Here is a 26042-nt window from a genome sequence, read left to right as displayed (position 1 = left end):
GGCTTCGAATCACCTCTTCGTCCTGCTTGTGAAAGTTATCACAAGCTCCGGTTCCGAGGGAAATTCGCGCGTCGGGGCGCTCCTTCAGCGATCACGGCCGTTGCGCCACGGACTCGATCAGCGGGTCAGTCGCGGCAGGCCGAGGGTGAGGCCGAGACACAGCACGATCAGGCCGATCAGCACGGCGGCGGCGACCGGGGTGGACAGGAAGTTGAACAGCAGCACTCCCCCGGCGACCGACGCCGACCACAGGTAGAGCAGCAGCACGGCCTGCCGGTGGGGGTGACCCATCCGCATCAGCCGGTGGTGCAGGTGCTTCTTGTCCGGATGCCAGAACTTGCCGCCGCGGCGCACGAACGCCAGCAGCACGTCCAGCACCGGCAGCGCGAGCACCAGGACCGGCAGCGCGATCGGCAGCAGGATCGCCACCGTCGAAGTGCGCGCCTGGTCGCCGGCGGGGTCGAAGTTGCCGGTGAAGGAGATCAGTGCCGCCGACAACAGCAGGCCGAGCAGCAAGGACCCGGCGTCGCCCATGAAGAGCTTGGCCGGGTGGAAGTTGTGCGGGAGGAAACCGATGCAACAACCCACGACCGCCGCCGAGATGAAGGTGGCGAGGGTGAAGACGCCGTAGTCGTAGTTCTGGCGGGTCGCGTAGCTCCAGATGAAGAATGCCGTCGCGGCGATCGCCGTCGTGCCCGCCGCCAGGCCGTCGAGGCCGTCGGCGAAGTTGACCGCCTGCGTGGTGGCCAGGACCACCAGCACGGTGAGTGCGAAGAGCACCGACTGCGGGAAGTAGGTCGCCGTGCCCAGGATCGGCAGGAAGAGCAGCTGCACCCCGCCGAGCACCGACATCACCAGCGCCGCGACGATCGTACCGGCGACCTTGGTCAGTGGATCCAGTTCGCGCAGGTCGTCGATGGCGCCCAGCGCCGTGACGATCGCCGCCGCCGCCAGCACCCACAGCAGGCTGGTGTAGTCGATCTTGCTGCCCAGGTAGGGCAACTGGCGGGCCACCAGGATCGACGCCGCGAAGCCGACGAGCAGGGCGACGCCGCCCAGCCGCGGGATCGGCACCGTGTGCACGTCACGCCCACGCACCGGTGTGACGGCGTTCCAGCGCACCGCCGCCCACCGGATGCCAGGGGTCGTGATGAAGGTGATCGCCGCGGCGACGATCGCGATGAGCAGATATTCCCGCACGGAGCGTCAGCGGGCGTATGCCGGGAAACGCTCCACGAGCTCGGTGACCTGCGCGCGCACCTTCTTGGCTGCCGCGTGCTCGCGGTCGCCGTCACCCTCGGTGATCGCGGTGTGGATCAGGTCGGCGATCAACTTCATCTCCTCGGTGCCCATGCCCTGGGTGGTGACGCAGGGCGAGCCGACGCGGATGCCGGAGGCGATGTTCGGCTTGGCCGGGTCGAAGGGAATGGCGTTCTTGTTCAGGACGATGCCTGCGGCGTCGGCCCGCTGCTCCGCGTCGGCGCCGGTGACGCCGATGCCCTGCAGGTCGTGCAGCGACAGGTGGGTGTCGGTGCCGCCGGTGGTCGGGCGGATGCCGTGCTCCCCCAGCGACGCCGCCAACTGTTGTGCGTTGGCGATGACTTGCCGGGCGTACGCGGCGTATTCGGGCGTCGCGCACTCCTTGAAGTTGACCGCCTTGGCGGCGATCGAGTGCATCTGCGGGCCGCCCTGCATCATCGGGAAGACGGCCTTGTCGATGGCCTTGGCGTGCTCCTCCTTGCAGACGATCGCGCCGGCGCGCGGGCCACGCAGCACCTTGTGGGTGGTGAAGGAGACGACGTCGGCATACGGGACCGGGCTGGGGATCGCCTTGCCGGCGACCAGGCCGATGAAGTGGGCGGCGTCCACCCAGAAGATCGCGCCGACCTCGTCGGCCAGCTTGCGGAAGAACTCGAAGTCGATCAAGCGCGGGATCGCCGAGCCGCCGGCCAGGATGACCTTGGGTTTGTGCTCCTTGGCCAGGCGCTCGACCTCGGCGTAGTCGATGTCCTCGGTCTCCCTGTCGACGCCGTAGGTGACGGCGTTGAACCACTTGCCGGAGAAGCTGACCTTGGTGCCGTGCGTGAGGTGACCGCCCATCGGCAGCGACATCGACAGGATCGTCTCGCCGGGCTTGAGGAACGCGCCGTAGACCGCCTGGTTGGCGCTGGCGCCGGAGTGCGGCTGGACGTTGGCGTGGTCGGCGTCGAACAGCGCCTTGCAGCGGTCGATCGCGAGCGTCTCGGCCTTGTCGACCTCGGAGCAGCCGCCGTAATAGCGGCGACCGGGGTAACCCTCGGCGTACTTGTTGGTGAGGGTGGAGCCGAGCGCGGTGATCACCGCGGGGCTGGACATGTTTTCACTGGCGATCAGCTGCAGGCCGCTGCGGATGCGGTCGAGCTCGGAGAGGAGCACACCGGCGATGTCGGGGTCGAACTGCTCGAGCGCGTCGAAGTCGGAGCCGTAGAAGGGGGTGGTCATGTCGGACACCTTATTCGTCGTCGCGGGTGGTCACTGAAGGCGTATTGGCAGACGCATCGGCCGGCGTATCGGCCGGCTTGTCGAGATCCACGGCCGCCGCCGCGTCGTGCTGCACGTCGTCGCGGATGTCGTCCTCGACGTCGTGCTGGACATCGTGCTGGACATCGTGCTGGACCTCGTCCTGGCTGTCGTCCGGAATGTCGTCCTCGATGTCGTCGACCGGTGAATTGATCGCGCGGCCGGTGATCAGCTCCACGTCACCGAGGACCTTCTGCAGCTGGTCGTTGCTGATGGTGCCCTCGCGCAGCACGACCGGGTCGGCCTTGGTGCAGTCCAGGATGGTGGAGGAGGTGTCGGCGCCGCGCTCACCGCCGTCGAGATAGATGTCGACGTAGTGACCCAGCATGAAGCCGGCCTCGGTGACGGTGGTCGCCGAGGGCTTGCCCGTGCGGTTGGCCGAGCTGACCGCGAGCGGACCGGTGCTCTCCAGCAGCGCGAGCGCGATCTCGTCGTCCGGCATCCGCAGACCCACGGTGCCGTTGGTGTCGCCGAGGTCCCAGGCGAGGGACTGCTGCGCGCGAAACACCAGGGTGAGGCCGCCGGGCCAGAAGGCGTCCATCAACCGGCCGGCGTAGGAGGGCACGGACATCGCGAGTCCGTCGACCGTCTGCCGCGACGGGATCAACACCGGTGGCGGCATGTCGCGACCCCGCCCCTTGGCCTCCAGCAACTGCGCCACCGCGGTCGGGTTGAAGGCGTCTGCGGCGATGCCGTAAACGGTGTCGGTCGGCATGACCACGCACTCGCCGCGGAAGATCGCCTCGGCGGCGGTGCTGACACCAACGCCCCGGGACTCCGGGAGATTGCAATCGAAGACAGGGCTCACTCTGGCAAGTGTGTCAGATGGCACCGAGCGCCGTCGGTGGTGTCTCAGTGATGCGGTGCAGGGTCCTGCGTCAGGCAGCGCACAGGCAGAACGGGTGTCCGGCGGGGTCGAGGAAGACCCGGAACGAGGCGGGATTGGGCTGCTCGTTGTGCTTGGTCGCGCCGAGCTCCAGCGTCGGACCCTCCGCAGCGTCGAGATCGTCGACCTCGACGTCGAGGTGCATCTGCTGCGGGTGCTCCTGGCCCGGCCACTGCGGCGGCCGGTAGTCGTCGACCTGCTGGAAGCTGATCGGCGGCCAGTCACCACTGCGGATGTCGGCCCAGCTGTTGTCTTCGTCGACCTTGACGTCGAAGTCGAGCAGCTTGCCGTAGAAGGTCGCGAGCTGCCCGGGGTCGGGACAGTCGATCACGGTGTTCGGAGTGCGTGCGATAGCCATGGAGCAAAACTAGTCGCGCCCACCGACAGGGCCTTCGAACTCGTGCAGGACGTCGACCCGGCGGAAGCCGAGCGCCTCATTGGTGCGCTGCATCGCGCCGTTGTGCTGCTCGGTGTAGGTCTGCACCCACCGCCACGTCCCTCCGGTGCGCTGCGCGTGCTCGGCCAGGTTGCGCAGGTTGGCGAGCTTCAGCCGCGCGCCGAGCCCATGTCCGCGGTGCGCCCGGTCGACGAACGTGTCGTCCTGTATGGCGAACTCGGCGTCATACCGGGACACGAACATCTCGGTGTATCCCGCGCCGAGCCCGTCCGGGGTCAGTGCCAGGGAACGCAGCCGCGTCCAGCCCTGTTCAGCGAAGTCGCGCTCGGCGCGGCGGATCCGGTCGACGTCGATCTGTTCCGGGGTGTGGGTGAGCTCCCCCACCGGGACGTCTTCGTTCATCTGCGTCGCCATACGCACCCATTCCACGACGTGTTCGACCGGCACTCGATCGACGAACGACAGCACCCGGTAACCGTCCTCGCCGCCGCCCAGCGCCGCCACACGCGACTCGTCGACCGGCAGGTCGAGCAGGAAACGGTCCTCGGTGCTGACCGATCGCAGGCCACGGCGCAACCCGAAGCGACCGCCGTCGGTGTCCTCCAGCCTCCGGTCGGCCGGCACGTGCAACTCCGCCTGCAGAATGGTGCGACCCCGCTGTGTCGCAAGGCCTTCGACATACGCCAGCAGTGCCGAACCGACGCCGCGACGGCGATGCGTGGGCACGACACCGAGCTCAACGGCAATGGTCTCGGTGTCCTGCTGCAGCGGCAGCGTGACCTCCGCGCCGCCGACGCAGGAGCCTCCTTCGAAGGCACCGATCGCGTGGCGCGCGACGCGCGAGGAGTCACGTGCCAGATAGACCCGGATCGACTCCAGCGACTCCCACCACGACGCCTGCCGGCCGGCCAGGTGTGCGGCTCGAATCGCGTCCCGCCAGGCACCCAGTGCGGGGTCGTCGGCCCTCAATTCGCGAACGTCCACCATGCGCGCGATTCAACGTGTCGCGTAGTGCCGGGGGCAACCGGTTATCGATCCGACCATCAGCGAACCTCAAGAGTGAGCAGGTCCTCCAGCCCACGAAAACCGTTCGTATCACGCGAAACCAGCACGCACCCATGTGCCATCGCCGTCGCGGCGATCATCCGGTCCACCACATGGGAACGAGCCGACCCGCCCGTCGCTGCGACTCTGGCGAGGATCGTGTCATAGGCGCTCACGCACGCGTCGTCGAACGGCAGTCCCGCACCGAAAGTGCGCTGCAATGCGGTCAGTCTGGACAATCGCTCCTTGAACACCGCCAGCTGACCTGTCGTGTGCAGCCCTTTCGTGAGCTCCGCCCACGTGAGCGAGCTAACCGCGAGATCGTCGAAGCCGGAGAGGTCGGGCGCAGGCTCGTCCGGCGTGCCGCGGGCGATCAAGATGTTCGTGTCGAGGAGTGCGATCACCGCGCATCCCACGGGTTGGGTACGTCGTCGGCGTCACGACGTTGCTCGGCAATCTCTGCCGCCCAGTCCTGTGCGAGCGGGCTGGTCTGCACGGCCGCCGCGAAGTCCTCCGCGGACACCTTGCTGCGACGCGGGGGTGGCACCAGGCGACCGATCTCGCGGCGATGGCGCGTCACGACATACGTCTCACCCCTCTCGACCTCGTCGAGAGCGGCCGTCGGGTTCTGTCGGAGCTGCCCCACCGTGATCGTCTTCATGAGGAAATTCTAGCAAAAGTAGACTTTTTCGATTGTTGTGCTCTCGTGAGGTCCGCTGCGTTGTCGCGAGCACCTGACAAACTCGCCACCCATGGAGCTGATCGACGAGGTGTATGACGGGCCGGCGTTTCGCGACGTGCTGGCCCGCGCCGAGACACCGCTGACTCTCGTCCGGTGTGACCTGCGCGGTTCGGACCTGCGGGATGCCGACCTGACCGAGGTGACATTCACCGACTGCGTGCTCGACGAGGTCCGGCTGGACGGCGCGTCACTCGGCGGGGCGACGTTCACCGGCTGCCGGTTGATGGGGGCCGCGCTGCCGCACACCCGTGGCCTCGGATTCTCGCTGCACCGTTCGAACCTGTTCGCCGCGAACCTGACCGCCGCGGTGCTCTCGCACACGGACCTGACCGGCTGCCGCTTCACCGAGGCGGTGCTGCGTGGCGCGGACCTGCGCTCGTCGGTGTTCGACGGTTGCGAGCTGATCCACGCAGATCTGGCGGGCGCCAAGCTCGACGGCGCCGACCTGCGCGGCGCCGCCCTCGGCCCGTGCGACGTGGATCGGTTGCGTGCGTTGAAGGGCGCCATCATCACCGGGCGCCAGGCCGAGGACATCATCACCGAGCTCGCCGGGGTGACCATCGTCCAATGACGGCAGAGGTCGTGCCCAACCAGCGACCGTTGCCGGTTATGCACGTGACTCCGCCCAGATCCCAGCCGTTCCAGCGACCGTTGCCGGTTATGCACGCTCCGTCAGTGGGCGGACTCGCTCTCCAGCAGCACGACGCCGCCGATGACCAGCATGATGCCGATGCCCATCTTCATCGTGAGCGGATCGCTGAAGATCGCCTTGCCCAGCAGCGCGGTCAATGCGACACCGATCGCCGACCAGATGCCGTAGGCGACACCGACCGGCATACCGTCTTTCAGCACCTGGGCCAGCAGCACGAAGGAGCCGCCATACCCGACGATGATCGGGATCAGCCAGAGCAGCTGTCGCAGACCGTCGGAGGCGCGCAGGCTCAGCGTCGCCCCCACCTCCAGCACGATCGCCCCGAGAAGCATCGCCCACACCGTCCAGCGACCCGTCATGCCTGTCAGGTTAGAGGTCGGCTGCGCGCTGTCGTCGCCCGCGGCCGTCCGGCCAGGTCGGTGTGGTCCGCGACATCGGTCCAACCTCGTCGCAACAGTGCGCCCGGCAACGAATGACCTTGGCTGTCAGCGTGTTCCATCACCAGGAGACCGCCGGGACGCAGCAGCGCACGCGCCCGGTCGGCAACTTCGAGCGGGATGCGCAGCCCGTCGTCGCTGCCGCCGTACAAGGCGATCTCCGGGTCGTGCTCACGCACCTCGGGATCGACCGGCACCATGCCGACCGGGATGTATGGCGGATTGCTCACCACGACGTCGAAGGATCCCTCGCGACCGGCGAAGGCCTCCTGCGCCGCACCGAGGTCGATGGGCACGTCCAGGCCGAGCAGCTCCGCGTTGCGGGTTGCCCAGGCGTGTGCCATCGGGTCGAGTTCGACCGCCGCGACCTCTGCGGCGGGCGCCTCGTGCTTGATCGCCAGCGCGATCGCACCGGACCCGGTGCACAGGTCGACCACCCGCGCGTCGGCATGCCCGGCAAGCTCTGCGAGCACGATGTCGACGACGATCTCGGTTTCCGGTCGCGGCACGAAAACCCCTGGCCCGACGTGGAGTTCGAGGCCGCGGAAGGGTGCAGTGCCGGTGAGATGCTGCAGTGGCACCCGGGCGGTTCGCTGGTCGACCAACGTCCGGAACCGCGCCTCGGTCTCGTGGTCCGGCGTTTGGCCAAGCACCTGCCGGCGCTGCAGCTCCCCCGGCGACACCGCCCAGGAGTGAGCCAGCAGCAGCCGCGCGTCGGCCGCGGCACTCGGCACACCCGCCGCGACGAGTTGCTCGGTCGCCGACGCGAGCAGCGAGCGGACATCGCTCACGACGTGGTCGAACCTTCAGCGACGGCAGCCATTTTCGCCGCCTCATCAGTGTCGATGGCCGACTGGATGACCGCTGCCAGGTCGCCGTCGAGGACGGCGTCCAGGTTGTAGGACTTGTAACCGGTGCGGTGATCGGCTATGCGGTTCTCCGGGAAGTTGTAGGTGCGGATCCGCTCGCTGCGGTCGACGGTGCGGACCTGCGAGCGGCGGGCGGCCGAGGCCTCCGCGTCGCGTTCCTCCTGCGCCAGCTGGCGCAGTCTGGCCTTCAGCACGCGCAACGCCGCTTCCTTGTTCTGCAGCTGCGACTTCTCGTTCTGGCAGGACACCACCAGGCCGGTCGGCAGGTGGGTGATGCGCACCGCGGAGTCGGTGGTGTTGACCGACTGCCCGCCCGGACCGGACGAGCGGTAGACGTCGACCTTCAGGTCGTTCGGGCCGAACTCGATCTCCTCGTCGTCCCCGTCGTCCAGGTCCGGCATCACCAGCACACCGACGGCGGAGGTGTGGATGCGTCCCTGGCTCTCGGTGACCGGGACCCGCTGGACCCGGTGCACGCCGCCCTCGTACTTCAACTTCGCCCACGGCGCCTGCCCCGGCTCGGGTTGACCCTTGGCACGGATCGTCAGGCGCACGTCGGTGTAGCCGCCGAGATCGGACTCGGTGCCGTCGGTGATCTCCGCGCGCCAGCCGGCGTGCTCGGCATACCGGAGGTACATGCGCACCAGATCCGCTGCGAACAAAGCGGATTCGGCGCCGCCGGCACCCGCCTTCACCTCGAGTATGACGTCCCGGTCGTCGTCCTCGTCCCGGGGTAGCAGCAGCTTGCGCAGCTTGTCCTCGGTCGCCGTGACCGCCTCCTCCAGAGCCGGCAGTTCCTCGGCGAAGGCGTCGTCCTCGGCGGCGAGCTCGCGCGCAGCGGCCAGGTCGTCGCGGGCCGCGGTCCAGGCGCGGTATGCCGCGACGGTCGGCGCGAGGGCGGCATACCTCTTGTTGAGCCGGCGCAGCGTCTTGGGGTCGCCGTGCACGGCCGGGTCGGCCAACTGGCGCTCCAGGTCGGCGTATTCGTCGGCGACGGCTGCTGCGGACTCGATCATGGGTGGGCCTTCTTCGTCAGCTCGGGCGTGGCGGCACAGCAAACCGCCGGCCCCTTCTCTCGTTCGAGAGTGGGACCGGCGGTGCGGCGAAGCTACTTGGCGGCCTTCTTGCCGTAGCGCTCCTGGAAGCGGGCGACACGACCACCGGTGTCCAGAATCTTCTGCTTGCCGGTGTAGAAGGGGTGGCACTGCGAGCACACGTCGGCGCTGATCGAGCCGGACGGGGCGGTGCTGCGGGTGGTGAAGGTGGCGCCGCAGGTGCAGGTCACCTGGGTCTCACCGTAGGACGGGTGAATGTCCTTCTTCATGGGAATCTCCTCGCGATGTTCTGCCCTCCGGGTCGCAGCCGCTGAGTGCGCCCGCGTGAACCGGTGGACCAACCGATGATTCTGCCAGCTGGCAGACGTCCAGTCCAAACGAGAACGCTGCCCGGCATATTCCGTGGCACGCACCCCTGCCGGCGCGCCGGGGAAATTGGCCGTTCTCCGGAAACCATTTACGTGTCCCGTCGTGCCAAGGTGAAAGAGTCAGCTCTCCCCTGGGCTGATCATTTCCTCTGATGGTCACGGAGTCACGATGAATCGTCCTTTGTCCCGACGCAACTTCCTGGTTGCCGCCCTGGCCGTGCCGGTCGCGGCCGGCGCCACCGCGGCGACCGCCGCACCGGCCCTGGCGGTCGACCAGCACGACCAGTTCACCGCAGCGGCCACCCGGTATGGCGTGCCCGCCTCCGTGCTGGCCGCCGTCTCCTACGGCCAGACCCGGTGGGAGGACCACGCCGGCCGGCCCAGCACCAGCCTCGGCTACGGGCCGATGCACCTGATCGACGGCGCCGCTGCGCAGGCCCAGCGCGACGCGGCCGCCGGCAAGTCCGCCGGTCACGTCATCGACACGCTCGGCCGCGCCGCCGCGCTGACCGGCCAGTCCAAGGACACGCTGCGCACCGACACGGCCGCCAACATCATGGGCGCCGCCGCCGTCATCGCGCACGCGCAGCGCACCCTCGGCCACGCCGTCGGCGTCCACACCGACCCCGCGAGCTGGTACGAAGCGGTCGCCACGACCAGCGGTTTCAGCACCGCGGCCAGCCAGCGCAGCTTCGCCGACGACGTGATCAACGACCTGCGGTCCGGCGTCGCCAAGAACGCCTCGGGCGTCAAGCTGCAGTTGCGGGCCGGCAAGGTCGGCAGCGTCACCGCCCAGCGCGCGGTGCTCACGAAGCGGGTCGAGACGGCCGCCAGGAAGAAGAAGCCGGCGCCATACCCGATCGACGCGCCGAAGCACCTGCCCGTCGACTGGGTTCCGGCGCCCTACGAGAAGCTCGGCGACGACCCCGGCGACTACGGCAACCACGACCTGGGCCGCCGACCGGTGACTCCCGCGCTCAACACCATCGTCATCCACGACACCGAGTGCTCCTACGACGAGGCGCTCAGCCTGGTGCAGGACCCGACCTACCTGGCGTGGAACTACACCGTCCGCTCCAGCGACGGCCTGATCGCCCAGCACCTGGAGGCCAAGGACATCGGCTGGCACGCGGGCAACTGGTATGTCAACACCCACTCCATCGGCATCGAGCACGAGGGATACGCCACCGCGGGTCCGACCTGGTTCTCCGAGCCGATGTACCGCAAGTCGGCGCGATTGGTGTCCTACCTGGCCAAGGAATACAAGATCCCGCTGGACCGGGCGCACATCATCGGCCACGACCAGGTCCCGGCCACCACCAACTCCGGCATCAAGTCGATGCACTGGGACCCGGGCCCCTTCTGGGACTGGGAGCACTACTTCGAGCTGCTCGGCGCCCCGCTGTCCCGCGGCACGCGCCCGAAGAAGAAGCTCGCAGTCGGCGACATCGTCCGGATCCTGCCCGGCTTCGACGGCAACGAGCAGATCGTCACCGGCTGCGACACCAACAACCCGCCGATCTGTGTCGTGGACGGCCCGCAGCCGGCCGCCAACTTCGTCGCGCTGCACCAGCAGCCGGACGAGGGCGCCCCGCTGGTCAAGGACATCGGACTGCACCCCGACGGTTCGGCGTCCACCACGAAGCCGGACGACGTCGGAGCGCGTGCCGCCGCCGGTGAGGACTACGTCGTGGCCGACGTGTATGGCGACTGGACCGCCATCTGGTACCTCGGCCAGCAGGCGTGGTTCCACAACCCGCACAAGTCGCCGACCGCCCGGCTGGTCAAGAACGGCGTCAAGGCCACGCCACGCCGCGGCAAGGACGTGCAGGTCTACGGCCGCGCCTACCCGGAGGCCTCGGCATACAGCGATCCGGCCGACGTGCAGGCCATCTCGCCGTTCAGTTACGTGTGGGGCGGCGACCAGGAGTACGTCATCGCCGACACGGACGTGCCGACGGACTACTACAAGGCCAAGACGTATGACGCCACGACCCCGAACGACCACATCGACATCGTCGGCAAGACCAAGTACTACCTGGTCTACTTCGGCCACCGGGTCATGTACGTCCAGGCCAAGGACGTGCGGCTGAGCTGAGTTCTCCGCGTCGACTCCTCGCGAGTGACAGCGAAGGCCCGGTCGAGCGCGCTCGACCGGGCCTTCACTGTCACCTGGTCATGGTCTCGGCGAAGTCGTCGGTCACTGGAAACCATTTACGCGTTCCGGAGTGGCAAGGTGAAAGAGTCAGCTCTCGCAGGGCCGATCGCCCCTTGATGATCACGGAGTCACCATGAGTCGTCCTTTGTCCCGTCGCAACTTCCTGGTGGCCGCGTTGGCGGTGCCGGTCGCCGCCGGAACCGCTGCCGCCACCGCCGGTCCCGCGCTCGCGGTCGACCAGCACGACCAGTTCACCGCGGCAGCCGGGAAGTACGGCGTGCCGGCCGCCGTCCTGGCCGCGATCTCCTACGGCCAGACCCGCTGGGAGGACCATGCCGGCCGGCCCAGCACGAGCCTCGGCTACGGGCCGATGCACCTGATCGACGGCGCCGCCGCGCAGGCCCAGCGGGACGCCGCCGCCGGCAAGGGCGCGGACACCGCCGGAGTCGTCGACACCCTCGGCCAGGCGTCGACCCTGACCGGTCTGTCCAAGGACACGCTGCGCACCGACACCGCCGCCAACATCATGGGCGCCGCCGCGGTCCTCGCCGACGCCCAGCGCACCCTCGGCCACGCCGTCGGCGTCCACACCGACCCGGCCACCTGGTATGCCGCCATCGCCTCCAGCTGCGGTTTCGCCACCGCAGCGAGCCAGCGCAGTTTCGCCGACGACGTGATCAGCGACCTGCGGTCCGGCGTGGCCAAGAAGGCCTCGGGTGTCCAGCTGCAGTTGCGGGCCGGCAAGGTCGGCAGTGTCACCGCCCAGCGTGCGGTCATCACCCGGCGGGTCGAGACGGCCGCCACGAAGCAGAAGCCCGCGCCATACCCGATCGACGCGCCCAAGAACCTGCCGGTCGACTGGGTGCCTGCGCCCTACGAGCAGTTGAGCGCCGACCCGGGCAACTACGGCAACCACGATCTCGCCCGCCGGCCCGCCTCCCCCGCGCTCAACACCATCGTCATCCACGACATGGAGGGCTACTACAGCGGCAGTCTGAAGCTGGTGCAGGACCCGACCTATCTGGCATGGAACTACTCGGTGCGCTCCAGCGATGGCTTGATCGCCCAGCACCTGGAGGCTGCGGACGTCGGCTGGCACGCGGGCAACTGGTACGTCAACTCGCACTCGATCGGCGTCGAGCACGAGGGCTTCGCGGTGTCGGGACCGACGTGGTTCTCCGAGCCGATGTACCGCAAGTCGGCGCGGCTGATCGCCTACCTGTGCAAGGAGTACAAGATCCCGGTCGACCGGGCGCACATCATCGGCCACGACCAGGTGCCGGCCACCACCAATGCCGGCATCCGGTCGATGCACTGGGACCCGGGTCCTTTCTGGGACTGGGAGCACTACTTCGAACTGCTCGGCGCCCCGCTCGACAAGGGCACCAAGGCCAAGAAGAAGTTCGCGGTGGGCGACCTCATCCGGATCCTGCCGGGCTTCGACGGCAACGAACAGATCGTCACCGGCTGTGACACCAACAACCCGCCGATCTGTGTCGTCGACGGGCCGCAGCCGGCGACCAACTTCGTCGCGCTGCACCAGCAGCCGGACGAGGGCGCCCCGCTGGTGAAGGACATCGGGCTCCATCCCGACGGTTCCGCGTCGACCACCAAGCCGGACGACGTCGGTGCGCGCGCCAACGCCGGGACCGACTTCGTCGTCGCCGATGTGTATGGCGACTGGACCGCGATCTGGTACCTCGGCCAGAAGTCGTGGTTCCACAACCCGCGGACGTCACCGACTGCCCGGATCCTGAAGAAGGGCGTGAAGGCGAAGCCGAACGGCAAGGACATCCAGGTCTACGGCCGCGCCTACCCGGAGTCGTCGGCATACCCGGACCCGTCGTGGGACCAGGGCGTGGCGCCGTTCAACTATGTGTGGGGTGCCGACCAGGAGTACGTCATCGCGGACACGAACGTGCCGACGGACTACTACAAGGCCTGGTATTACGACATCACGACGCCGAACGACCACATCGACATCGTCGGCACGACGAAGTACTACCTGGTCTACTTCGGCCACCGGGTCATGTACGTCCGGGCCGACGACGTCGAGTTGAGTTGATTGCTCCGACTCCTCGCAGGTGACAGGAGGTCAGGCAAAGAGGGGGCAACCGCACGAGGGTCCGGCCACCAACGACGAGCCGACCGCGCGGGCGACAGGCAAAGAGAAGGCAACCGCACGAACGGCCGGCCACCAAACGACGACCCAGCCACGCGGGCGACAGGCAAGGAGAAGGCAACCGCACGAAAGGCCGGCCACAGTAAGAGGCCAGGAGACCGCAACCGAACGATAAGTGGACGCCCGCGAAGCGACGACCAAGACAAGGCCGGCCCCGCACGAGCTTGCTCGTGCGGGGCCGGCCTTGTCTTGCGAGGAGCGCAGCGAGAGGACTCAGTCCTCGTCGTCGAGCTTGATGGAGCTGGTCTGCTGGACCTGCATCAAGAACTCGGTGTTGGAGCCGGTCTTCTTCAACCGGTCCAGCAGCACCTCGATGCCCTGCTGCGAGTCGAGCGCGGCCAGCACGCGGCGCAGCTTCCACATGATCTTCAGCTCGTCGTTGCCGAGCAGGATCTCCTCGCGGCGGGTGCTGCTCTGGTTGACGTCGACGGCCGGGTAGATGCGACGCTCGGCGAGCTGACGCGACAGGCGCAGCTCCCAGTTGCCGGTGCCCTTGAACTCTTCGAAGATGACCTCGTCCATGCGGGAGCCGGACTCGATGAGCGCGGTCGCCAGGATGGTCAGCGAGCCGCCGTTCTCGATGTTGCGGGCGGCGCCGAAGAACTTCTTGGGCGGGTAGAGGGCTGCCGAGTCGACACCACCGGACATGATGCGGCCGCTGGCGGGCGCTGCCAGGTTGTAGGCACGGCCCAGGCGGGTGATGCCGTCCAGCAGCACCACGACGTCCTGGCCGAGCTCGACCAGGCGCTTGGCCCGCGCGATGGCGAGCTCGGCGACCTCGGTGTGGTCCGTGGCGGGACGGTCGAAGGTCGAGGAGATGACCTCGCCCTTGACCGAGCGCTGGAAGTCGGTGACTTCCTCGGGACGCTCGTCGACGAGCACGACCATCAGGTGGCACTCGGGGTTGTTGGTGGTGATCGCGTTGGCGATCGCCTGCATGACCATGGTCTTACCGGACTTGGCCGGTGCGACGATCAGGCCACGCTGGCCCTTGCCGATCGGCGCGACCAGGTCGATGACCCGGTTGGTCAGGTGCTTCGGGTCGTCCTCCAGGCGCAGCCGCTCCTGCGGGTAGAGCGGGGTGAGCTTGCCGAACTCGACGCGCTCCTTGGCCTGCTCGGGCGTCATACCGTTGACGGTGTCCACGCGCACCAGGGCGTTGAACTTCTGCCGGCTCGGCAGCTGCTCGCCCTCGCGGAGCGCACGGATCGCACCGGTGACCGCGTCGCCCTTGCGCATGCCGTTCTTCTTGACCATGCCCAGCGGCACGTAGACATCGTTCGGGCCCGGCAGGTAGCCGCTGGTGCGCACGAACGCGTAGTTGTCGAGGACGTCGACGATGCCGGCCACCGGCACCAGGACGTCGTCCTCGCGCACCTGGGTGTCGACGTCGCCGAAGTCGTCGCCGCGGCCGCGGCCGCGCTTGCGGTCCCGGCCGCGCTGGCGACGCCGGCCCCGGCCGTTGCCACCGTCGTCGTTCCAGCGGTCGTTGTTCCGGTCGTTCCGGTCGTTGTTCCGGTCGTTGTTGTTGCGGTCGTTCCGGTTGTTGCCGCGGTTGTCGCCCTGCCGGTTGTTGCCCTGGCGGTCGCCGTCGTTGGCCGCCTGCCGGTTGCCGCGGTCGTTCGAGCGATCATTCGAGCGATCATTCGAGCGATCATTCGAGCGATCGTTGCGGTCGCCGGAGCGCTCGGTGTTGTTGCGCTCGGTGTTGTTGCGCTCGCCGGAACGGTCGTTGCCGGGCTCCTGCTCGCCCTGGCGGTTGCCGCGGTCTCCCCGGTTGCCGCGGTCGTGCGAGCGGTCAGCGCGCTCACCGCGGTCGCCCTGCGATGCGTTCTGCTCCGCGGGCTTCTCGGCCGGCGCGGTCTCAGGCGTGGTGTCGGCGGACTGGGCCTCGACGGGGGCCGGCTGGGTGCGGGCCGTCTCGGCGGGGGCCGCCTCGGCGGGGGCGGCAGGCGCAGCAGTCGCCCGGCGCGAGCGGCGCGGAGCGCCGGTGCTCTCGGCGGCCGGCTTGTGGTCGCCGCCGCGGTCGCGGATCGCCGCGAGGACATCGCTCTTGCGCATCTTGGAGGTGCCGCTGATGCCCATGGTCACCGCGAGCTGCTTGAGCTGGTCCAGCTTCATCGTGCTCAGGTTGCCCTGGGAGCTCGAAGCGGGCGCCGCGGAGAGTTCGGTGGTTTCGGTCACGAAGGTTCCTTCCCCCTCGTTCGTCCGGTGCTACGACCGGTGTGGGGTATGCCAAAAATCGTTGCTTCTCAAGCGAAGTAACTCTCACATCACCGGCACGTGCACTGCCGACGGGAATCGGTGAGGAACGTTGCGGTGAGACATCGACTTCCGGGACAGGACTGTCACGCGGTCGGCTTGGGCCGTCGATGCACTGCCCAACTTACACCGTGTGGGGTGCCGAATGCGAAACGACTCGCACACCCGACGCGGCAATCCCCGGCCGCAGCACCTGCCAGCCCGCCGGCAGGTCGTCCGCGCCGACCAGGATCTCGCCCGCACCGAGCACCAGCACGGCGGGCCCGGCGCCCGAGATCGTCGCCGCGAGCCCCCGCCCGCGCAGCCGGTCCACGACCGCCATGCTCTGCGGGTATGACGCCCTGCGGGGCTCCTGGTGCAGCCAGTCGCGGGTGGCCGGGAGGAGCAACTCCGGCTCCTGGGTGAGTGCGTGGACGAGCAGAGCGGACCGGCCCGCGGTCGATGCCGCGGCCGACATCGAGACGGTGTCGCCCAGCGCGGCCCGCGCGGAGTCCGTCGACAGCGTCGCTTCGGGCAACAGCAGCGCCACGTCCACCGCCGGGTGCAGGGCCGGGCGCACGGTCCGCCAGCCGGCGCCCTCGTCGTCGGCCCAGGACACGGTCAGTCCTCCGTAGACACTGGCGGACGCGTTGTCCGGGTGCCCCTCAACCTCGCCGGCGAGGCTGCTCAGCATCGACAGCGAGGCCGCAGTCGCGAGACCGTCCCCCCGCACCAGCGCGAGCGCTGTCGCCATACCGGCGACGATCGCGGCGGCCGAGGATCCGAGGCCGCGCGAATGCGGAATCCCGTTGCGGCAGTGCAGAGTCAGGCCGGCGGGCGGCTCGATGCCGAGCCGCTGCCACATCGTCAGCGCGGACCGCCACACCAAGTGGGTGCCGTCGGTCGGCACGTCCGCCGCCCCCTGGCCCTCGACCGAGATGCGCAGGCCGGCACCGCCGACGGTCGCATGGACCGTGTCGGTGATCGCCAGCCCCAAGCCGATTGAGTCGAAGCCGGGGCCGAGGTTGGCGCTGCTGGCGGGCACCTCGACGGTGACGGACGCGCCGGGCGAAAGCACTTGTGAATCCATCGGATCGGGCCCCGGTCAGCCTTCCAGGCCGAGGGCCCGCGCGGCGCTCACGGCGTCCACCGGAACCTTGGTCGGCTGCACCTGCTGGCCGCTCTGGTCCTGCAGCGCCCACTGCGGGTCCTTCAGACCGTGCCCGGTAACCGTGCAGACGATGGTGGCGCCCGCGGGGATGGCACCGCGCTCGTGCATCAGCAGCAGGCCGGCGATGCTCGCCGCCGAGCCGGGCTCAACGAAGATGCCCTCCTTGCTGGAGATGACGTGGTGTGCGTGCAGGATCTGCTCGTCGGTGACCGCGTCGATCAGCCCGCCCGACTCGTCGCGAGCCGCGATCGCCTGCTGCCAGGACGCCGGGTTGCCGATCCGGATGGCCGTCGCAATGGTGTCGGGCTCGTCCACCGGGTGCCCGTTCACGATGGGCGCTGCGCCGGCAGCCTGGAATCCCCACATCTGCGGCGTGCGGCTCGCTGCACCGTCGGAACCTATTGGCATCTCAGCAGATTCGCGGTAGCCCTTCCAGTACGCCGTGATGTTGCCGGCGTTCCCGACCGGCAGACAGTGGATGTCCGGTGCATCGCCGAGCACGTCGATCACCTCGAACGCGGCGGTTTTCTGGCCCTCGATGCGAGCCGGGTTGACCGAGTTGACCAGCTCCACCGGGTAGGCCTCGGCGAGCTTGCGGGCGAGGGTCAGGCAGTCGTCGAAGTTGCCGTCGACCTGCAGCAGCTGTGCACCGTGCGCGATGGCCTGGGCGAGCTTGCCCATGGCGATCTTCCCCTCCGGCACCAGCACGCCGCACGTCATACCGGCCTTGGTCGCGTATGCCGCCGCCGAGGCGGAGGTGTTGCCGGTGGAGGCGCAGATCACTGCCTTGGCACCCGATTTCGCCGCCGCCGAGATCGCGGTCGTCATACCGCGGTCCTTGAACGAACCGGTCGGATTGAGGCCTTCGTATTTCACGTGCACGTCGGCACCGACATGTTTGCTGAGCCACTCGGCGTGGATCAGCGGCGTGCCGCCCTCACCCAGAGTGACCACCGGAGCGCCCGCCAAGGACGGCAGTCGATCGGCGTACTCGCGGATCACGCCTCGCCATTGCGTTGCCATTACAGTCCTTCCACACGCAGCACGGAGCTGACCTCGTGCACATCGTCCAATGTGCGTAGCCCATCGACCGTCGCCTTCAGCGACTCGTCGGTTGCCTGATTGGTGACCAGGTGCAGGATCGCCAGGCCGTCCTCCGACCGGCGGGCGCCCTGGCGCATGCTCTCGATCGAAACATGATGTGCGCCAAAGACATTCGCAACCCGTGCCAGCACACCGGGCCGGTCCAGCACGTCCAGCCGGATGAAGTAGCTGGTGTTGGTGCGGGCGATCGGCAGCACCGGGAGTTCGGCGTATGCCGACTCGCGGGGGCCGTGTCCGCCGACCACGCGGTGACGGGCTGCCTGCACCAGGTCGCCCAGCACGGCGGACGCCGTCGGTGCGGCTCCGGCGCCCTGACCGTAGAACATCAGCTCTCCGGCGAGCTCGGTCTCCAGGAAGACGGCGTTGAACGCCTCGTGCACCGACGCCAACGGGTGTGAGCGAGGCACCAGCGTGGGATGCACCCGGGCGCTGACGCCGTCGGCGGACCGCTCGCAGATTGCGAGAAGCTTGACGACGTGGCCGATCTTGCGCGCGTCGCGGATGTCGGCGTCAGTGACGCCCATGATCCCCTCGCAATGCACGTCGTCGGTCGAGACACGGGTGTGGAAGGCCAGCGACGCCAGGATGGCCGCCTTCGCCTGCGCGTCGTGGCCCTCCACGTCGGCGGTCGGGTCCGCCTCGGCGTAGCCCAGTTGCTGGGCCTCGACGAGCACGTCCTCCAGTGCCGCCCCGGTGCGATCCATCTTGTCCAGGATGTAGTTGGTGGTGCCGTTGACGATGCCCATCACCCGATGCACGTCGTCACCGGCGAGCGACTCGCGCAGCGGACGCAGCAGCGGTATGGCGCCGGCCACCGCCGCCTCGAAGGACAGGTCGACATTGCGAGCATCCGCCGCGGCATACAACCGGGGCCCGTCGGATCCGAGCAGCGCCTTGTTGGCCGTGACGACCGCGGCGCCGTGCTCGATCGCCCGCAGTAGCAGCGAGCGCGCCGGCTCGATGCCGCCCATCAGCTCGACGACGAGGTCGGCATCAGCGACCAGCGACTCGGCATCGGTGGTGAAAAGCGCTGCGGGCACACCGGATTCGGGGCGCGGCTTGTTGACGTCACGCACTGCGACACCGATCAGTTCGAGCGGGGCGCCGGCGCGCGCTGCCAGGTCAGCAGCGTCCTCGGTCAGCCGGCGGGCGACGGCGCTGCCGACCACTCCGCAGCCGAGCAGCGCAACCCTCAGTGGCTTGGCCATGCGTTTACTCCCCTTCGAGGGCCAACAGGTCGTCAATGGTCTCGCGTCGCAGCCAGGTGCGCACACCCTCCGGCGTCACGGCGAGCACCGGCGGCCGCGTGACGTGGTTGTACTGGCTGGACAACGCGCGGCAGTAGGCGCCGGTGGCCGCCACCGCGAGCAGGTCACCCGGGGCGATGTCGGCCGGCAACTGCTGGTCGCGGACGACGATGTCGCCGGACTCGCAGTGCTTGCCGACCACCCGGGACTGGGTCGTCGGCGCGTCGCTGCGCCGACTGGCAAGCGTGGCAACGTAATCCGCCTGGTAGAGCGCGGGCCGAGGGTTGTCGCTCATGCCGCCGTCGACGGAGATGTATGTGCGGGTGAGTTCGTCGGTGGCCTGCACCGGCTTGACCGTGCCGACCTCGTAGAGCGTGATCCCGGCGGGGCCGATGATCGCCCGACCGGGCTCGATGGACACCCGCGGCACCGGGGTCTGCGCGTCCTCGCAGGCCGCCCGGACGATGGCGGCCAGCTGGGTGGCCATCTCGCGCGGAGACAGCGGCTCGTCCTCGGGCACATACGCGATGCCGAAGCCGCCGCCGAGGTCGAGCTCGGGCAGCACCACCCCGTGCTGCTGGGCGATCTGCAGTTGCATGGCGATGAGGCGCTGGGCGGCGACCCGGAAGCCGTCGGAGTCGAAGATCTGCGACCCGATGTGGGAGTGGAAGCCGAGCAGCTGCAGTTGGTCCGGGTGGCGCAACACTGCGGCCGCCGCCTCCGCGGCCTGGCCGCCGGCAAGGCTGAAGCCGAACTTCTGATCCTCGTGAGCGGTGGCGATGAACTCGTGGGTGTGCGCCTCGACGCCGGTCTTGACCCGCAGCATCACTCCGACGCGGGTGCCGCGGCTGCGCGCCGTGGCGACGACCCGGTCGATCTCCTCCAGCGAGTCCACGATGATCCGGCCGACTCCGTGGTCGACGGCCGCCTCGATCTCGGCGACCGACTTGTTGTTGCCGTGCATGCCGGTGCGTTCCCCCGGAAAGCCGGCCTTGGCGGCGACCGCGAGTTCGCCGCTGGTGCACACGTCCAGGCTGAGACCCTCCGCGTCGAGCAGCCGCACCAGCGCCGAGCACAGGAAGGCCTTGCCGGCGTAGAAGACGTCGCACGTGGTGCCGATCGCCTCGAACGCAGCCGCGAACTCGTCCCGGAACGCCCGCGCGCGCACGAGTAGATCGGGCACGTCGACGAGGTATGCCGGCGTCCCGTACGTCGTCGCGAGCTCGCGCAGGGTGATCCCCTGCAGGGCAAGCTCGCCGTCGGCGGTCGCGGTGAGCCCGGACGGCCACACGTGGGCGGCAAGTCGAGTGGTGGCGGAAGTCACGGGCGACACGATACGGCGGAGCGGTCGCGGCATACCGGCACGTCCGGCGGATGAACACTGCCCATCCGCACCGAGCGGGCGAGCGTCATCACCGATCCTGCTGTCGATTCGAAGCGAGCGTCCTGCGACTGCTAATGTTGCGGAGCGCGGTTCGCCGCACGCCCCCGTAGCTCAGGGGATAGAGCACCGCCCTCCGGAGGCGGGAGCGCAGGTTCGAATCCTGCCGGGGGTACGGAAAAAGAGGTTGGCGGCTTGCCGCCAACCTCTTTTCCGTACCTCCGGCAGAAGCAACAGGCGCATCGGACGACCGAGGAACGAGGTCGGACGAGGCGCCGACGGCGTACACAACCAGCAACGGTCGCCGAAACCAGCCAGGTCCGCGGGCCGGTGGCGTGTCTGCGCCGCCGCGCACCGCTGGCTACCGTGGTCGTATGACGAGCCGCGACGCCTGGACCGAACGCATCGGGCTGTGCTCGATCACCTTCCGCCGGCTGTCCCCCACCGCACTGCTGGCCATCGCGGCCGACGCCGGCATCCGCCGGATCGAGTGGGGCTCGGACGTCCATGCGCCGGCCGACCGACCGGACGTCCTGGACGAGGTACGGCACCGGACCCTGGACGCCGGTATGACGGTGGCGTCCTACGGCACCTACTGGCGTCCCGGAGCCCAGACGGACCCGTCGATCGAGCAACTGGTCGAGGCTGCCGCCCGGCTCGGTGCGCCGCGGATCCGGGTCTGGGCCGGCGCGCACGGCTCGGCGGAGTCGTCACCGGCCCAGCGCGAACAGGTGGTCCGGGCGCTGCGGCACGCCGCCGAGGTGGGGGCCGCCCACGACATACTCATCGGGCTGGAGTTCCACGGCGGGACGCTCACCGACACGGTCGAGTCGACCGCCTGGCTGCTGCGCGAGGTCGACCATCCCAACCTCGCGACCTACTGGCAGCCGCGGGTCGGTGACCCCGCGGCGGAAGCGGTGGCGGGGCTGCGGACGCTGGCGGACGACGTCTGCGCCGTGCACGTCTTCTCCTGGTGGCCGCAGATCGAGCGGCTACCGCTGACCGATCGTGCGCCGTTGTGGCGGCAGGTGCTGGCGTTGCTGGACGACACGTGCCGGCCGCGGGACCTGCTGCTGGAGTTCGTGCCGGACGACGACCCCGCCGCGTTATCCCAGGAGGTCGCCACGCTGCGCTCGTGGCTCGTCGAACCGCGCTGAGTCAGTCGCCGGCCGCCGCCGCGCGGGGACGGGCTCGCACGTGCGCCTTCTCCCCCTGCTTGCCGAAGAGGCTGAGGTATTCTACCGGCTGCTCGTCGGCCGCGCCGAACCAGTGCGGCGTGCGGGTGTCGAACTCCGCCGCTTCGCCGGCCCGCAGCACCAGGTCGTGGTCGGCCAGCACCAGCCGCAGGTTGCCGGTCAGCACGTAGATCCAGTCGTAGCCCTCGTGGGTCTTCAGGCTCGGCTGCTGGCGACTCGTGCGCCCCGGTATGACGAATTTGTAGGCCTGGATCCCGCCGGAGCGGCTGCTCAGCGGGACCATCGTCATGCCGTGGACGGTGACCGGCCGCAGGTTGACCCGCGGGTCGCCGGTGGGCGGTGCGTCCACCAGCTCGTCGAGCGTCACCCGATAGATCTCCGCCAGCGGGAGCAGCAGCTCCAGGGTGGGTCGCCGGCCGCCGGACTCCAGCCGGGACAGGGTGCTCACCGCGACACCGGTGCTCAGCGCGACCTCGGTGAGCGTCAGTCCGCGCTGCTCGCGCAGTTGCCGTAGTCGAGGGCCCACCGCGGTGAGCGCAGCTTCGAGATCCGTTGTCGCCATACGACCAGTTTGCCATATTGGCAACACTGTTTGCCATCACCCGCGGTGCAGCGCACGCTGCTGGTATGACGACAACTGCCGAACTGCCCACTGATCTCGACGTTCTGGTGATCGGCGGTGGCCCCGCCGGACTGAGTGGCGCACTGATGCTGGCGCGTTCGCGGCGCTCGGTCGCGGTCATCGACTCCGGGTCGCCCCGCAACGCGCCCGCGCCGGCGGTCCACGGCCTGCTCGGGTATGACGGGACGCCACCGGCGGAATACCTGCGCCGTGGCCGTGCCGACGTGCGCCGGTACGGAGGCGTGGTGCTCGCCGGCGAGGTGAGCGATGTGCGTCGCGACGACACCGGCTTCGCCGTCAGCCTGGCGGACGGCCGTGCCACCCAGGCACGTCGGCTGCTGCTGGCGACCGGCCTGACCGACGAGCTCCCCGCCGTCGAGGGGCTCGCCGCGCGGTGGGGGCGCGACCTGGTGCACTGCCCCTACTGCCACGGATGGGAGGTGCGCGATCGGGCGATCGCGGTCCTGGCCACCGGGCCGATGGCCTTCCATTCGGCCGTCCTGTGGCGACAGCTGTCCGACCGGATCGTGTTGCTGCGCAACGGGATCGACCTGCCGACGGAACAACTCGACCAGCTGCGCGCTCGCGGCGTGCGGATCGTCGACGGCGCGGTGCGTTCCGTCGTCACCGGAGACGACGCGATCCGCGGTGTCACCCTGGACGACGGTCGGGTGGTGCCGTGCGAGGTGATCGCGGCAGGAACGCACCTGGTCGCTCGCGGCGCCGGCCTGTTCACGGCGCTGGGCCTCACCCTGGCCGAGCACCCCTCCGGCATGGGCACCCACGTGCCCACCGATCCGGTCGGCCGCACCGACGTGCCCGGCGTGTGGGCGGCGGGCAATGTGACCGACCTGTCGGCCCAGGTGGGAGCCGCCGCGGCGGCCGGCGCCATGGCGGGCGCCCAGCTGAACGCCGAGCTCGCCATGGCGGAGACGCAGCTCGCCGCTCGCGGCGCTGCTGCCCCGACGGCCGGGCCGGAGAGTGCGAAGATGCCCGGGTGAGTCCGACGATCGACAGCGAGCCCGAGTCCGCCCGGGTGATCCGCCGGCTGCGCGACGAGATCCTCGACGGAGTGCGCGTGTCGGGCAGCAAGCTCGTCGAGCGGGACATCGCCGAGGAGCTCGCGGTGAGCCGGGTGCCGGTCCGCGAGGCGCTGAAGGTGCTCGAGGCGGAGGGGCTGGTGACCCTGCGGCCACGGACCTGGGCCGTGGTGCGCGAGTTCACCCCGAGTGACGTGGCCGACCTCAACGAAGTGCGTTCCGCCGTCGAACCGTTGACGTTCCGGCTGGCGGCACAGCGCCATGAACCCGCCGGGCTGGCGCAGCTGCGCTCCACCGTCGAGGCTGAGCTGGCCGCCGCACGTGCCGACGACCCGATCGAGGCGCGCCGGGCCGCGGCCGACTTCCACGAGGTGGTCACCGAGCTCAGCGGCAATCTGCTGCTGTGCGAGTGGATGCAGACGATGCGCAGCCGGATGCGCTGGCTGATGGCACAGCACGACGACCTGCTGCACGTCGCCCTGGAGCACCAGGCGCTATATGCCGCCATCGCCCGCCGCGATCTCGACGAGGTGGCCGCCCTGGCGGCGAATCACCTTGGTGACACAGGTATTTCGCCCACTGCGAGCGGCCGCTGAGCGTCATACGGCCGGTGCGTCGCCGGTCTCGGCGGCGCGCTGCTGCCACCGGCGGTAGACCTCCACCGCCTCGGCACGTTCGTCCCAACGCATCGGGAGGCTGCCCGGCCTAACGGATGTGCAGCATGCTCGGCACCCGGACGCCTATCAGCGCGAGGGCGAGCAGCAGACCGCACGCGGCACCGAAGGTGGTGAGACCGACGCCGACCCGTTCGGCGATCGCGCCGAGCGCGAGCGTGGAGACCGGCATGACGCCGATCGCCAGTTCCTGCAACCCGAGCACCCGGCCGTGGACGGATCGGTCGGTCGTGATCAGCAGCAGGGTCGTCTGCAGCACGGCGAACGCGGCACTCGTCATACCGATCCAGGCCATCAGCACGAAGCCGAGCGCGGGCGAATGCGCCCAGGCGAACAGCGCCCAGCCGACCGCCCAGAGACCGGTGCCGACGAGGAAGAACGCCCCTTTGGCACGGAAGTCGCCGAGCGCGGCGATGATCAGCGACCCGAAGAGGCCGCCGATCCCGCTGCAGGTGAGCAGGCTGCCCAGGCCCGCCGGGCCCAGCCCGAAAGCCTCGTCCGCGAAGACCGGCATGAACGTCTGGAAGATCGGCCAGAGCATCAGGTTGGCCGAGACGGTCACCAGCAGGATGGCGACGGCCAGCCGATTGCGCCCGATCGTCCGCAGTCCGCCGACGACGGAGGCGAGCACGGACTCGTGCTCGCCGGCGGGTGCGGCGATCGTGCCGGCACCGCGCAACGGGATGAGCAGCAGCAGGGAGATTGCGTACCAGCCCGCCGACACCCATAGTGCCGCCGGTGCTCCGATCGCGGCGATCATCACCCCGCCGAGCGCCGGGCCGAAGACCTGAGTCATGTTCAATGCCAACGCATTGAGCGCGTTGGCGTTGGAGATGCTCTCCTGCCCGACGAGGTCGAAGACCAGCGAGGCGCGCGCCGGTTGCGATGGCGACTGCGCGATGCCGATGGCGAGACCGCCGACCACGAGCACGCCGTAGGACAGGGCACCGAACGAGCCCAGCGCGGCCACCAGCGCCGCGACGGTCGCCGCCCATCCGCACGCGAGCGTCAGCAGCAGCACGCGGTTGTGCCGGTCCGCGATCGCGCCGCTCATCGGGCCGAGCAGCAGGGGCGCGAGCCGCACGGCCGTGAAGACCGCGACGAGCAGATCCGAGCCGGTCAGGTGGAACGCGAGCCAGCCCATCACCAGGGTCTGAGTCCACACGCCGCCGAAGAAGAAAAGGTTGGACAGCCACAGGTAGCGGAAGGTGCGGTTGCCGCGCAGGGAGGACAGCGGGCCGCCGGTGCGCGGGCGCACCGCGGTGGGCGGTTCGGCGAGGGCTTCGGTGGTCAGTGGAGCACCTCCGCCGGCCCGGCACCGGCGCGAAGGCAGGTGATGCGGGTGTCAGTCACGACAGAATGGTATACCAAACTGTGCGGCCTCAGCGCGCCGGGCAGTGCGCCGCTGCTTGCCTCGGCGTCCACGACCCGCGATAACGCCCGGGCTACTGCACCAGCAGACAGAAAGGGTGACCGGCCGGATCGGCCAGCACGTAGAGCGGCTCGTCGTCGTCCTCCGAGCGGTCGTGCAGCACCCGCGCGCCCAGCTCGAGCGCACGGTCCCGATGCCGTTCGAGTTCGGCGACGCCGGACACGCCGAAGTCGAGGTGCAGCTGCATCGGCACGTCCTCGGACGGCTAGGTCGGCGGTGTCGTGTCCGCCTTCTCCTGCACCGCCAGCACGCGCTCACCGGCGTCGTCGACCAGCACCAACCAGTCGGCGTGATCCACCTCGCCGTCAGCCGGCGGTGCATCACCCGCGCGATAGCGCAGGCCGAGCAGCCGGCGGTAGAACTCGGCCAGCCCGCGGCAGTCGCGCGCATCGATCGCCGTGTGCAGCAGGACGGGGTATGCCGGCATGAGCTTCTCCTCGATCGGGAGGATTCACGCTAGTCCGGGGGTGCGACATCCGGTGTGCCGACAGGCAGCTCGGGTCTCGATACACTCCTCCGCTGCGCTCCCCCGTTACTCGACCAGCGAGCTGGCCAACCAGCGACCGTTGCCGGTGACACACGCCA

Annotated in this window: 24 protein-coding genes, 1 tRNA gene and 1 pseudogene; 7 read left to right on the top strand and 19 right to left on the bottom strand. The window is 69.3% G+C overall.

The features are described 5' to 3' along the window. Positions 1 to 117: 117 nt before the first annotated feature. The 7 genes from ACYVBN_RS02455 to ACYVBN_RS02425 all read right to left on the bottom strand — a co-directional run bounded on the left by ACYVBN_RS02455 (position 118) and on the right by ACYVBN_RS02425 (position 5547). Positions 118 to 1200, bottom strand: coding sequence for an MraY family glycosyltransferase (locus tag ACYVBN_RS02455; RefSeq protein WP_440282674.1), 1083 nt, complete (start codon positions 1198 to 1200; stop codon positions 118 to 120). 6 nt (positions 1201 to 1206) lie between these two features. Further along, the gene (locus ACYVBN_RS02450; RefSeq protein ID WP_460599138.1) at positions 1207 to 2481 is read right to left on the bottom strand and encodes a serine hydroxymethyltransferase; all 1275 of its coding nucleotides are present in this window, start codon (positions 2479 to 2481) and stop codon (positions 1207 to 1209) included. A 10-nt stretch (positions 2482 to 2491) separates the two neighbouring features. Then, entirely contained in the window at positions 2492 to 3367 is an 876-nt protein-coding gene (locus ACYVBN_RS02445) for an L-threonylcarbamoyladenylate synthase (RefSeq protein ID WP_460599137.1), read from the bottom strand. Positions 3368 to 3437: 70 nt separating this feature from the next. After that, complete coding sequence (locus ACYVBN_RS02440) at positions 3438 to 3803, bottom strand: VOC family protein (protein WP_460599136.1); 366 nt, start codon at positions 3801 to 3803, stop codon at positions 3438 to 3440. Positions 3804 to 3812: 9 nt separating this feature from the next. Beyond that, positions 3813 to 4829: a GNAT family N-acetyltransferase gene (locus ACYVBN_RS02435; protein ID WP_460599135.1), complete on the bottom strand. Its 1017-nt coding sequence runs from the start codon at positions 4827 to 4829 to the stop codon at positions 3813 to 3815. Between the two features lie 56 nt (positions 4830 to 4885). Further along, entirely contained in the window at positions 4886 to 5290 is a 405-nt protein-coding gene (locus tag ACYVBN_RS02430) for a PIN domain-containing protein (protein WP_460599134.1), read from the bottom strand. After that, positions 5287 to 5547 (bottom strand): type II toxin-antitoxin system Phd/YefM family antitoxin, encoded by a 261-nt coding sequence (locus tag ACYVBN_RS02425; protein ID WP_440282668.1) that lies wholly within the window; start codon positions 5545 to 5547, stop codon positions 5287 to 5289. The genes ACYVBN_RS02430 and ACYVBN_RS02425 overlap by 4 nt, the downstream gene beginning before the upstream one ends. Positions 5548 to 5638: 91 nt before the next feature. Here ACYVBN_RS02425 and ACYVBN_RS02420 point away from each other — a divergent pair, with 91 nt between their 5' ends. Further along, complete coding sequence (locus ACYVBN_RS02420; RefSeq protein ID WP_460599133.1) at positions 5639 to 6199, top strand: pentapeptide repeat-containing protein; 561 nt, start codon at positions 5639 to 5641, stop codon at positions 6197 to 6199. A gap of 101 nt (positions 6200 to 6300) precedes the next feature. Here the strand turns inward: ACYVBN_RS02420 and ACYVBN_RS02415 are convergent, their stop codons facing one another. The 4 genes from ACYVBN_RS02415 to rpmE form a co-directional block, all read right to left on the bottom strand. Further along, positions 6301 to 6639 carry a DMT family transporter gene (locus tag ACYVBN_RS02415; protein WP_460599132.1) on the bottom strand — a complete coding sequence of 113 codons (339 nt, stop codon included), beginning with the start codon at positions 6637 to 6639 and terminating at the stop codon, positions 6301 to 6303. Between the two features lie 5 nt (positions 6640 to 6644). Next, positions 6645 to 7508 carry a peptide chain release factor N(5)-glutamine methyltransferase gene (prmC, locus tag ACYVBN_RS02410; RefSeq protein WP_440282665.1) on the bottom strand — a complete coding sequence of 288 codons (864 nt, stop codon included), beginning with the start codon at positions 7506 to 7508 and terminating at the stop codon, positions 6645 to 6647. After that, complete coding sequence (gene prfA, locus ACYVBN_RS02405; protein ID WP_460599131.1) at positions 7505 to 8602, bottom strand: peptide chain release factor 1; 1098 nt, start codon at positions 8600 to 8602, stop codon at positions 7505 to 7507. The genes prmC and prfA overlap by 4 nt, the downstream gene beginning before the upstream one ends. A gap of 92 nt (positions 8603 to 8694) precedes the next feature. Continuing rightward, positions 8695 to 8910 (bottom strand): 50S ribosomal protein L31, encoded by a 216-nt coding sequence (rpmE, locus tag ACYVBN_RS02400; RefSeq protein WP_460599130.1) that lies wholly within the window; start codon positions 8908 to 8910, stop codon positions 8695 to 8697. Between the two features lie 268 nt (positions 8911 to 9178). Here rpmE and ACYVBN_RS02395 point away from each other — a divergent pair, with 268 nt between their 5' ends. Together ACYVBN_RS02395 and ACYVBN_RS02390 are read left to right on the top strand one after the other, a co-directional pair. Further along, a complete protein-coding gene (locus tag ACYVBN_RS02395; RefSeq protein WP_460599129.1) occupies positions 9179 to 11107 on the top strand; it encodes an N-acetylmuramoyl-L-alanine amidase in 1929 nt (642 codons plus the stop codon). A gap of 193 nt (positions 11108 to 11300) precedes the next feature. Beyond that, positions 11301 to 13232 carry an N-acetylmuramoyl-L-alanine amidase gene (locus ACYVBN_RS02390; RefSeq protein ID WP_460599128.1) on the top strand — a complete coding sequence of 644 codons (1932 nt, stop codon included), beginning with the start codon at positions 11301 to 11303 and terminating at the stop codon, positions 13230 to 13232. Positions 13233 to 13562: 330 nt separating this feature from the next. Here ACYVBN_RS02390 and rho read toward each other — a convergent pair whose 3' ends face one another. The 5 genes from rho to lysA form a co-directional block, all read right to left on the bottom strand. Then, complete coding sequence (gene rho / locus ACYVBN_RS02385; protein WP_460599127.1) at positions 13563 to 15533, bottom strand: transcription termination factor Rho; 1971 nt, start codon at positions 15531 to 15533, stop codon at positions 13563 to 13565. Positions 15534 to 15735: 202 nt separating this feature from the next. Next, a complete protein-coding gene (locus ACYVBN_RS02380) occupies positions 15736 to 16668 on the bottom strand; it encodes a homoserine kinase (protein ID WP_460599126.1) in 933 nt (310 codons plus the stop codon). Between the two features lie 27 nt (positions 16669 to 16695). After that, the gene (thrC, locus tag ACYVBN_RS02375; RefSeq protein ID WP_460599125.1) at positions 16696 to 17784 is read right to left on the bottom strand and encodes a threonine synthase; all 1089 of its coding nucleotides are present in this window, start codon (positions 17782 to 17784) and stop codon (positions 16696 to 16698) included. Beyond that, positions 17784 to 19073: a homoserine dehydrogenase gene (locus ACYVBN_RS02370; RefSeq protein WP_460599124.1), complete on the bottom strand. Its 1290-nt coding sequence runs from the start codon at positions 19071 to 19073 to the stop codon at positions 17784 to 17786. Before ACYVBN_RS02370 ends, thrC begins: the two co-directional genes overlap by 1 nt. Positions 19074 to 19077: 4 nt before the next feature. After that, a complete protein-coding gene (gene lysA, locus ACYVBN_RS02365; protein WP_460599123.1) occupies positions 19078 to 20436 on the bottom strand; it encodes a diaminopimelate decarboxylase in 1359 nt (452 codons plus the stop codon). A 160-nt stretch (positions 20437 to 20596) separates the two neighbouring features. Here lysA and ACYVBN_RS02360 point away from each other — a divergent pair. After that, a tRNA-Arg gene (locus ACYVBN_RS02360) sits at positions 20597 to 20668 on the top strand. Between the two features lie 199 nt (positions 20669 to 20867). Continuing rightward, entirely contained in the window at positions 20868 to 21650 is a 783-nt protein-coding gene (locus ACYVBN_RS02355; protein WP_460599122.1) for a sugar phosphate isomerase/epimerase family protein, read from the top strand. A 1-nt stretch (position 21651) separates the two neighbouring features. Here the strand turns inward: ACYVBN_RS02355 and ACYVBN_RS02350 are convergent, their stop codons facing one another. Further along, the gene (locus ACYVBN_RS02350) at positions 21652 to 22251 is read right to left on the bottom strand and encodes a helix-turn-helix domain-containing protein (protein ID WP_460599121.1); all 600 of its coding nucleotides are present in this window, start codon (positions 22249 to 22251) and stop codon (positions 21652 to 21654) included. A 65-nt stretch (positions 22252 to 22316) separates the two neighbouring features. Here ACYVBN_RS02350 and ACYVBN_RS02345 point away from each other — a divergent pair, with 65 nt between their 5' ends. Next, positions 22317 to 23312, top strand: coding sequence for an NAD(P)/FAD-dependent oxidoreductase (locus tag ACYVBN_RS02345; protein WP_460599120.1), 996 nt, complete (start codon positions 22317 to 22319; stop codon positions 23310 to 23312). Then, positions 23309 to 23947, top strand: coding sequence for a GntR family transcriptional regulator (locus ACYVBN_RS02340; RefSeq protein WP_460599119.1), 639 nt, complete (start codon positions 23309 to 23311; stop codon positions 23945 to 23947). The genes ACYVBN_RS02345 and ACYVBN_RS02340 overlap by 4 nt, the downstream gene beginning before the upstream one ends. Before the next feature lie 109 nt (positions 23948 to 24056). Here the strand turns inward: ACYVBN_RS02340 and ACYVBN_RS02335 are convergent, their stop codons facing one another. Together ACYVBN_RS02335 and ACYVBN_RS02330 are read right to left on the bottom strand one after the other, a co-directional pair. Next, on the bottom strand, positions 24057 to 25283 hold the full coding sequence (locus ACYVBN_RS02335; protein WP_460599118.1) for an MFS transporter: 1227 nt from the start codon (positions 25281 to 25283) through the stop codon (positions 24057 to 24059). A gap of 187 nt (positions 25284 to 25470) precedes the next feature. After that, positions 25471 to 25884, bottom strand: a pseudogene (locus ACYVBN_RS02330) (VOC family protein). Between the last annotated feature and the right edge of the window lie 158 nt (positions 25885 to 26042).

The organism is Flexivirga lutea (assembly GCF_054778955.1).
Note: the sequence above shows the minus strand (reverse complement) of the source record. Positions and strands in the feature narration are given on the sequence as shown.

Coding starts and splice junctions, on each gene's coding strand:
- ACYVBN_RS02450 (WP_460599138.1), bottom strand. CDS start 2,481: ATGACCACCCCCTTCTACGGCTCCGACTTCGACGCGCTCGAGCAGTTC.
- ACYVBN_RS02440 (WP_460599136.1), bottom strand. CDS start 3,803: ATGGCTATCGCACGCACTCCGAACACCGTGATCGACTGTCCCGACCCC.
- ACYVBN_RS02435 (WP_460599135.1), bottom strand. CDS start 4,829: ATGGTGGACGTTCGCGAATTGAGGGCCGACGACCCCGCACTGGGTGCC.
- ACYVBN_RS02425 (WP_440282668.1), bottom strand. CDS start 5,547: ATGAAGACGATCACGGTGGGGCAGCTCCGACAGAACCCGACGGCCGCT.
- ACYVBN_RS02420 (WP_460599133.1), top strand. CDS start 5,639: ATGGAGCTGATCGACGAGGTGTATGACGGGCCGGCGTTTCGCGACGTG.
- ACYVBN_RS02415 (WP_460599132.1), bottom strand. CDS start 6,639: ATGACGGGTCGCTGGACGGTGTGGGCGATGCTTCTCGGGGCGATCGTG.
- prfA (WP_460599131.1), bottom strand. CDS start 8,602: ATGATCGAGTCCGCAGCAGCCGTCGCCGACGAATACGCCGACCTGGAG.
- rpmE (WP_460599130.1), bottom strand. CDS start 8,910: ATGAAGAAGGACATTCACCCGTCCTACGGTGAGACCCAGGTGACCTGC.
- ACYVBN_RS02395 (WP_460599129.1), top strand. CDS start 9,179: ATGAATCGTCCTTTGTCCCGACGCAACTTCCTGGTTGCCGCCCTGGCC.
- ACYVBN_RS02390 (WP_460599128.1), top strand. CDS start 11,301: ATGAGTCGTCCTTTGTCCCGTCGCAACTTCCTGGTGGCCGCGTTGGCG.
- thrC (WP_460599125.1), bottom strand. CDS start 17,784: ATGGCAACGCAATGGCGAGGCGTGATCCGCGAGTACGCCGATCGACTG.
- ACYVBN_RS02370 (WP_460599124.1), bottom strand. CDS start 19,073: ATGGCCAAGCCACTGAGGGTTGCGCTGCTCGGCTGCGGAGTGGTCGGC.
- ACYVBN_RS02355 (WP_460599122.1), top strand. CDS start 20,868: ATGACGAGCCGCGACGCCTGGACCGAACGCATCGGGCTGTGCTCGATC.
- ACYVBN_RS02350 (WP_460599121.1), bottom strand. CDS start 22,251: ATGGCGACAACGGATCTCGAAGCTGCGCTCACCGCGGTGGGCCCTCGA.
- ACYVBN_RS02345 (WP_460599120.1), top strand. CDS start 22,317: ATGACGACAACTGCCGAACTGCCCACTGATCTCGACGTTCTGGTGATC.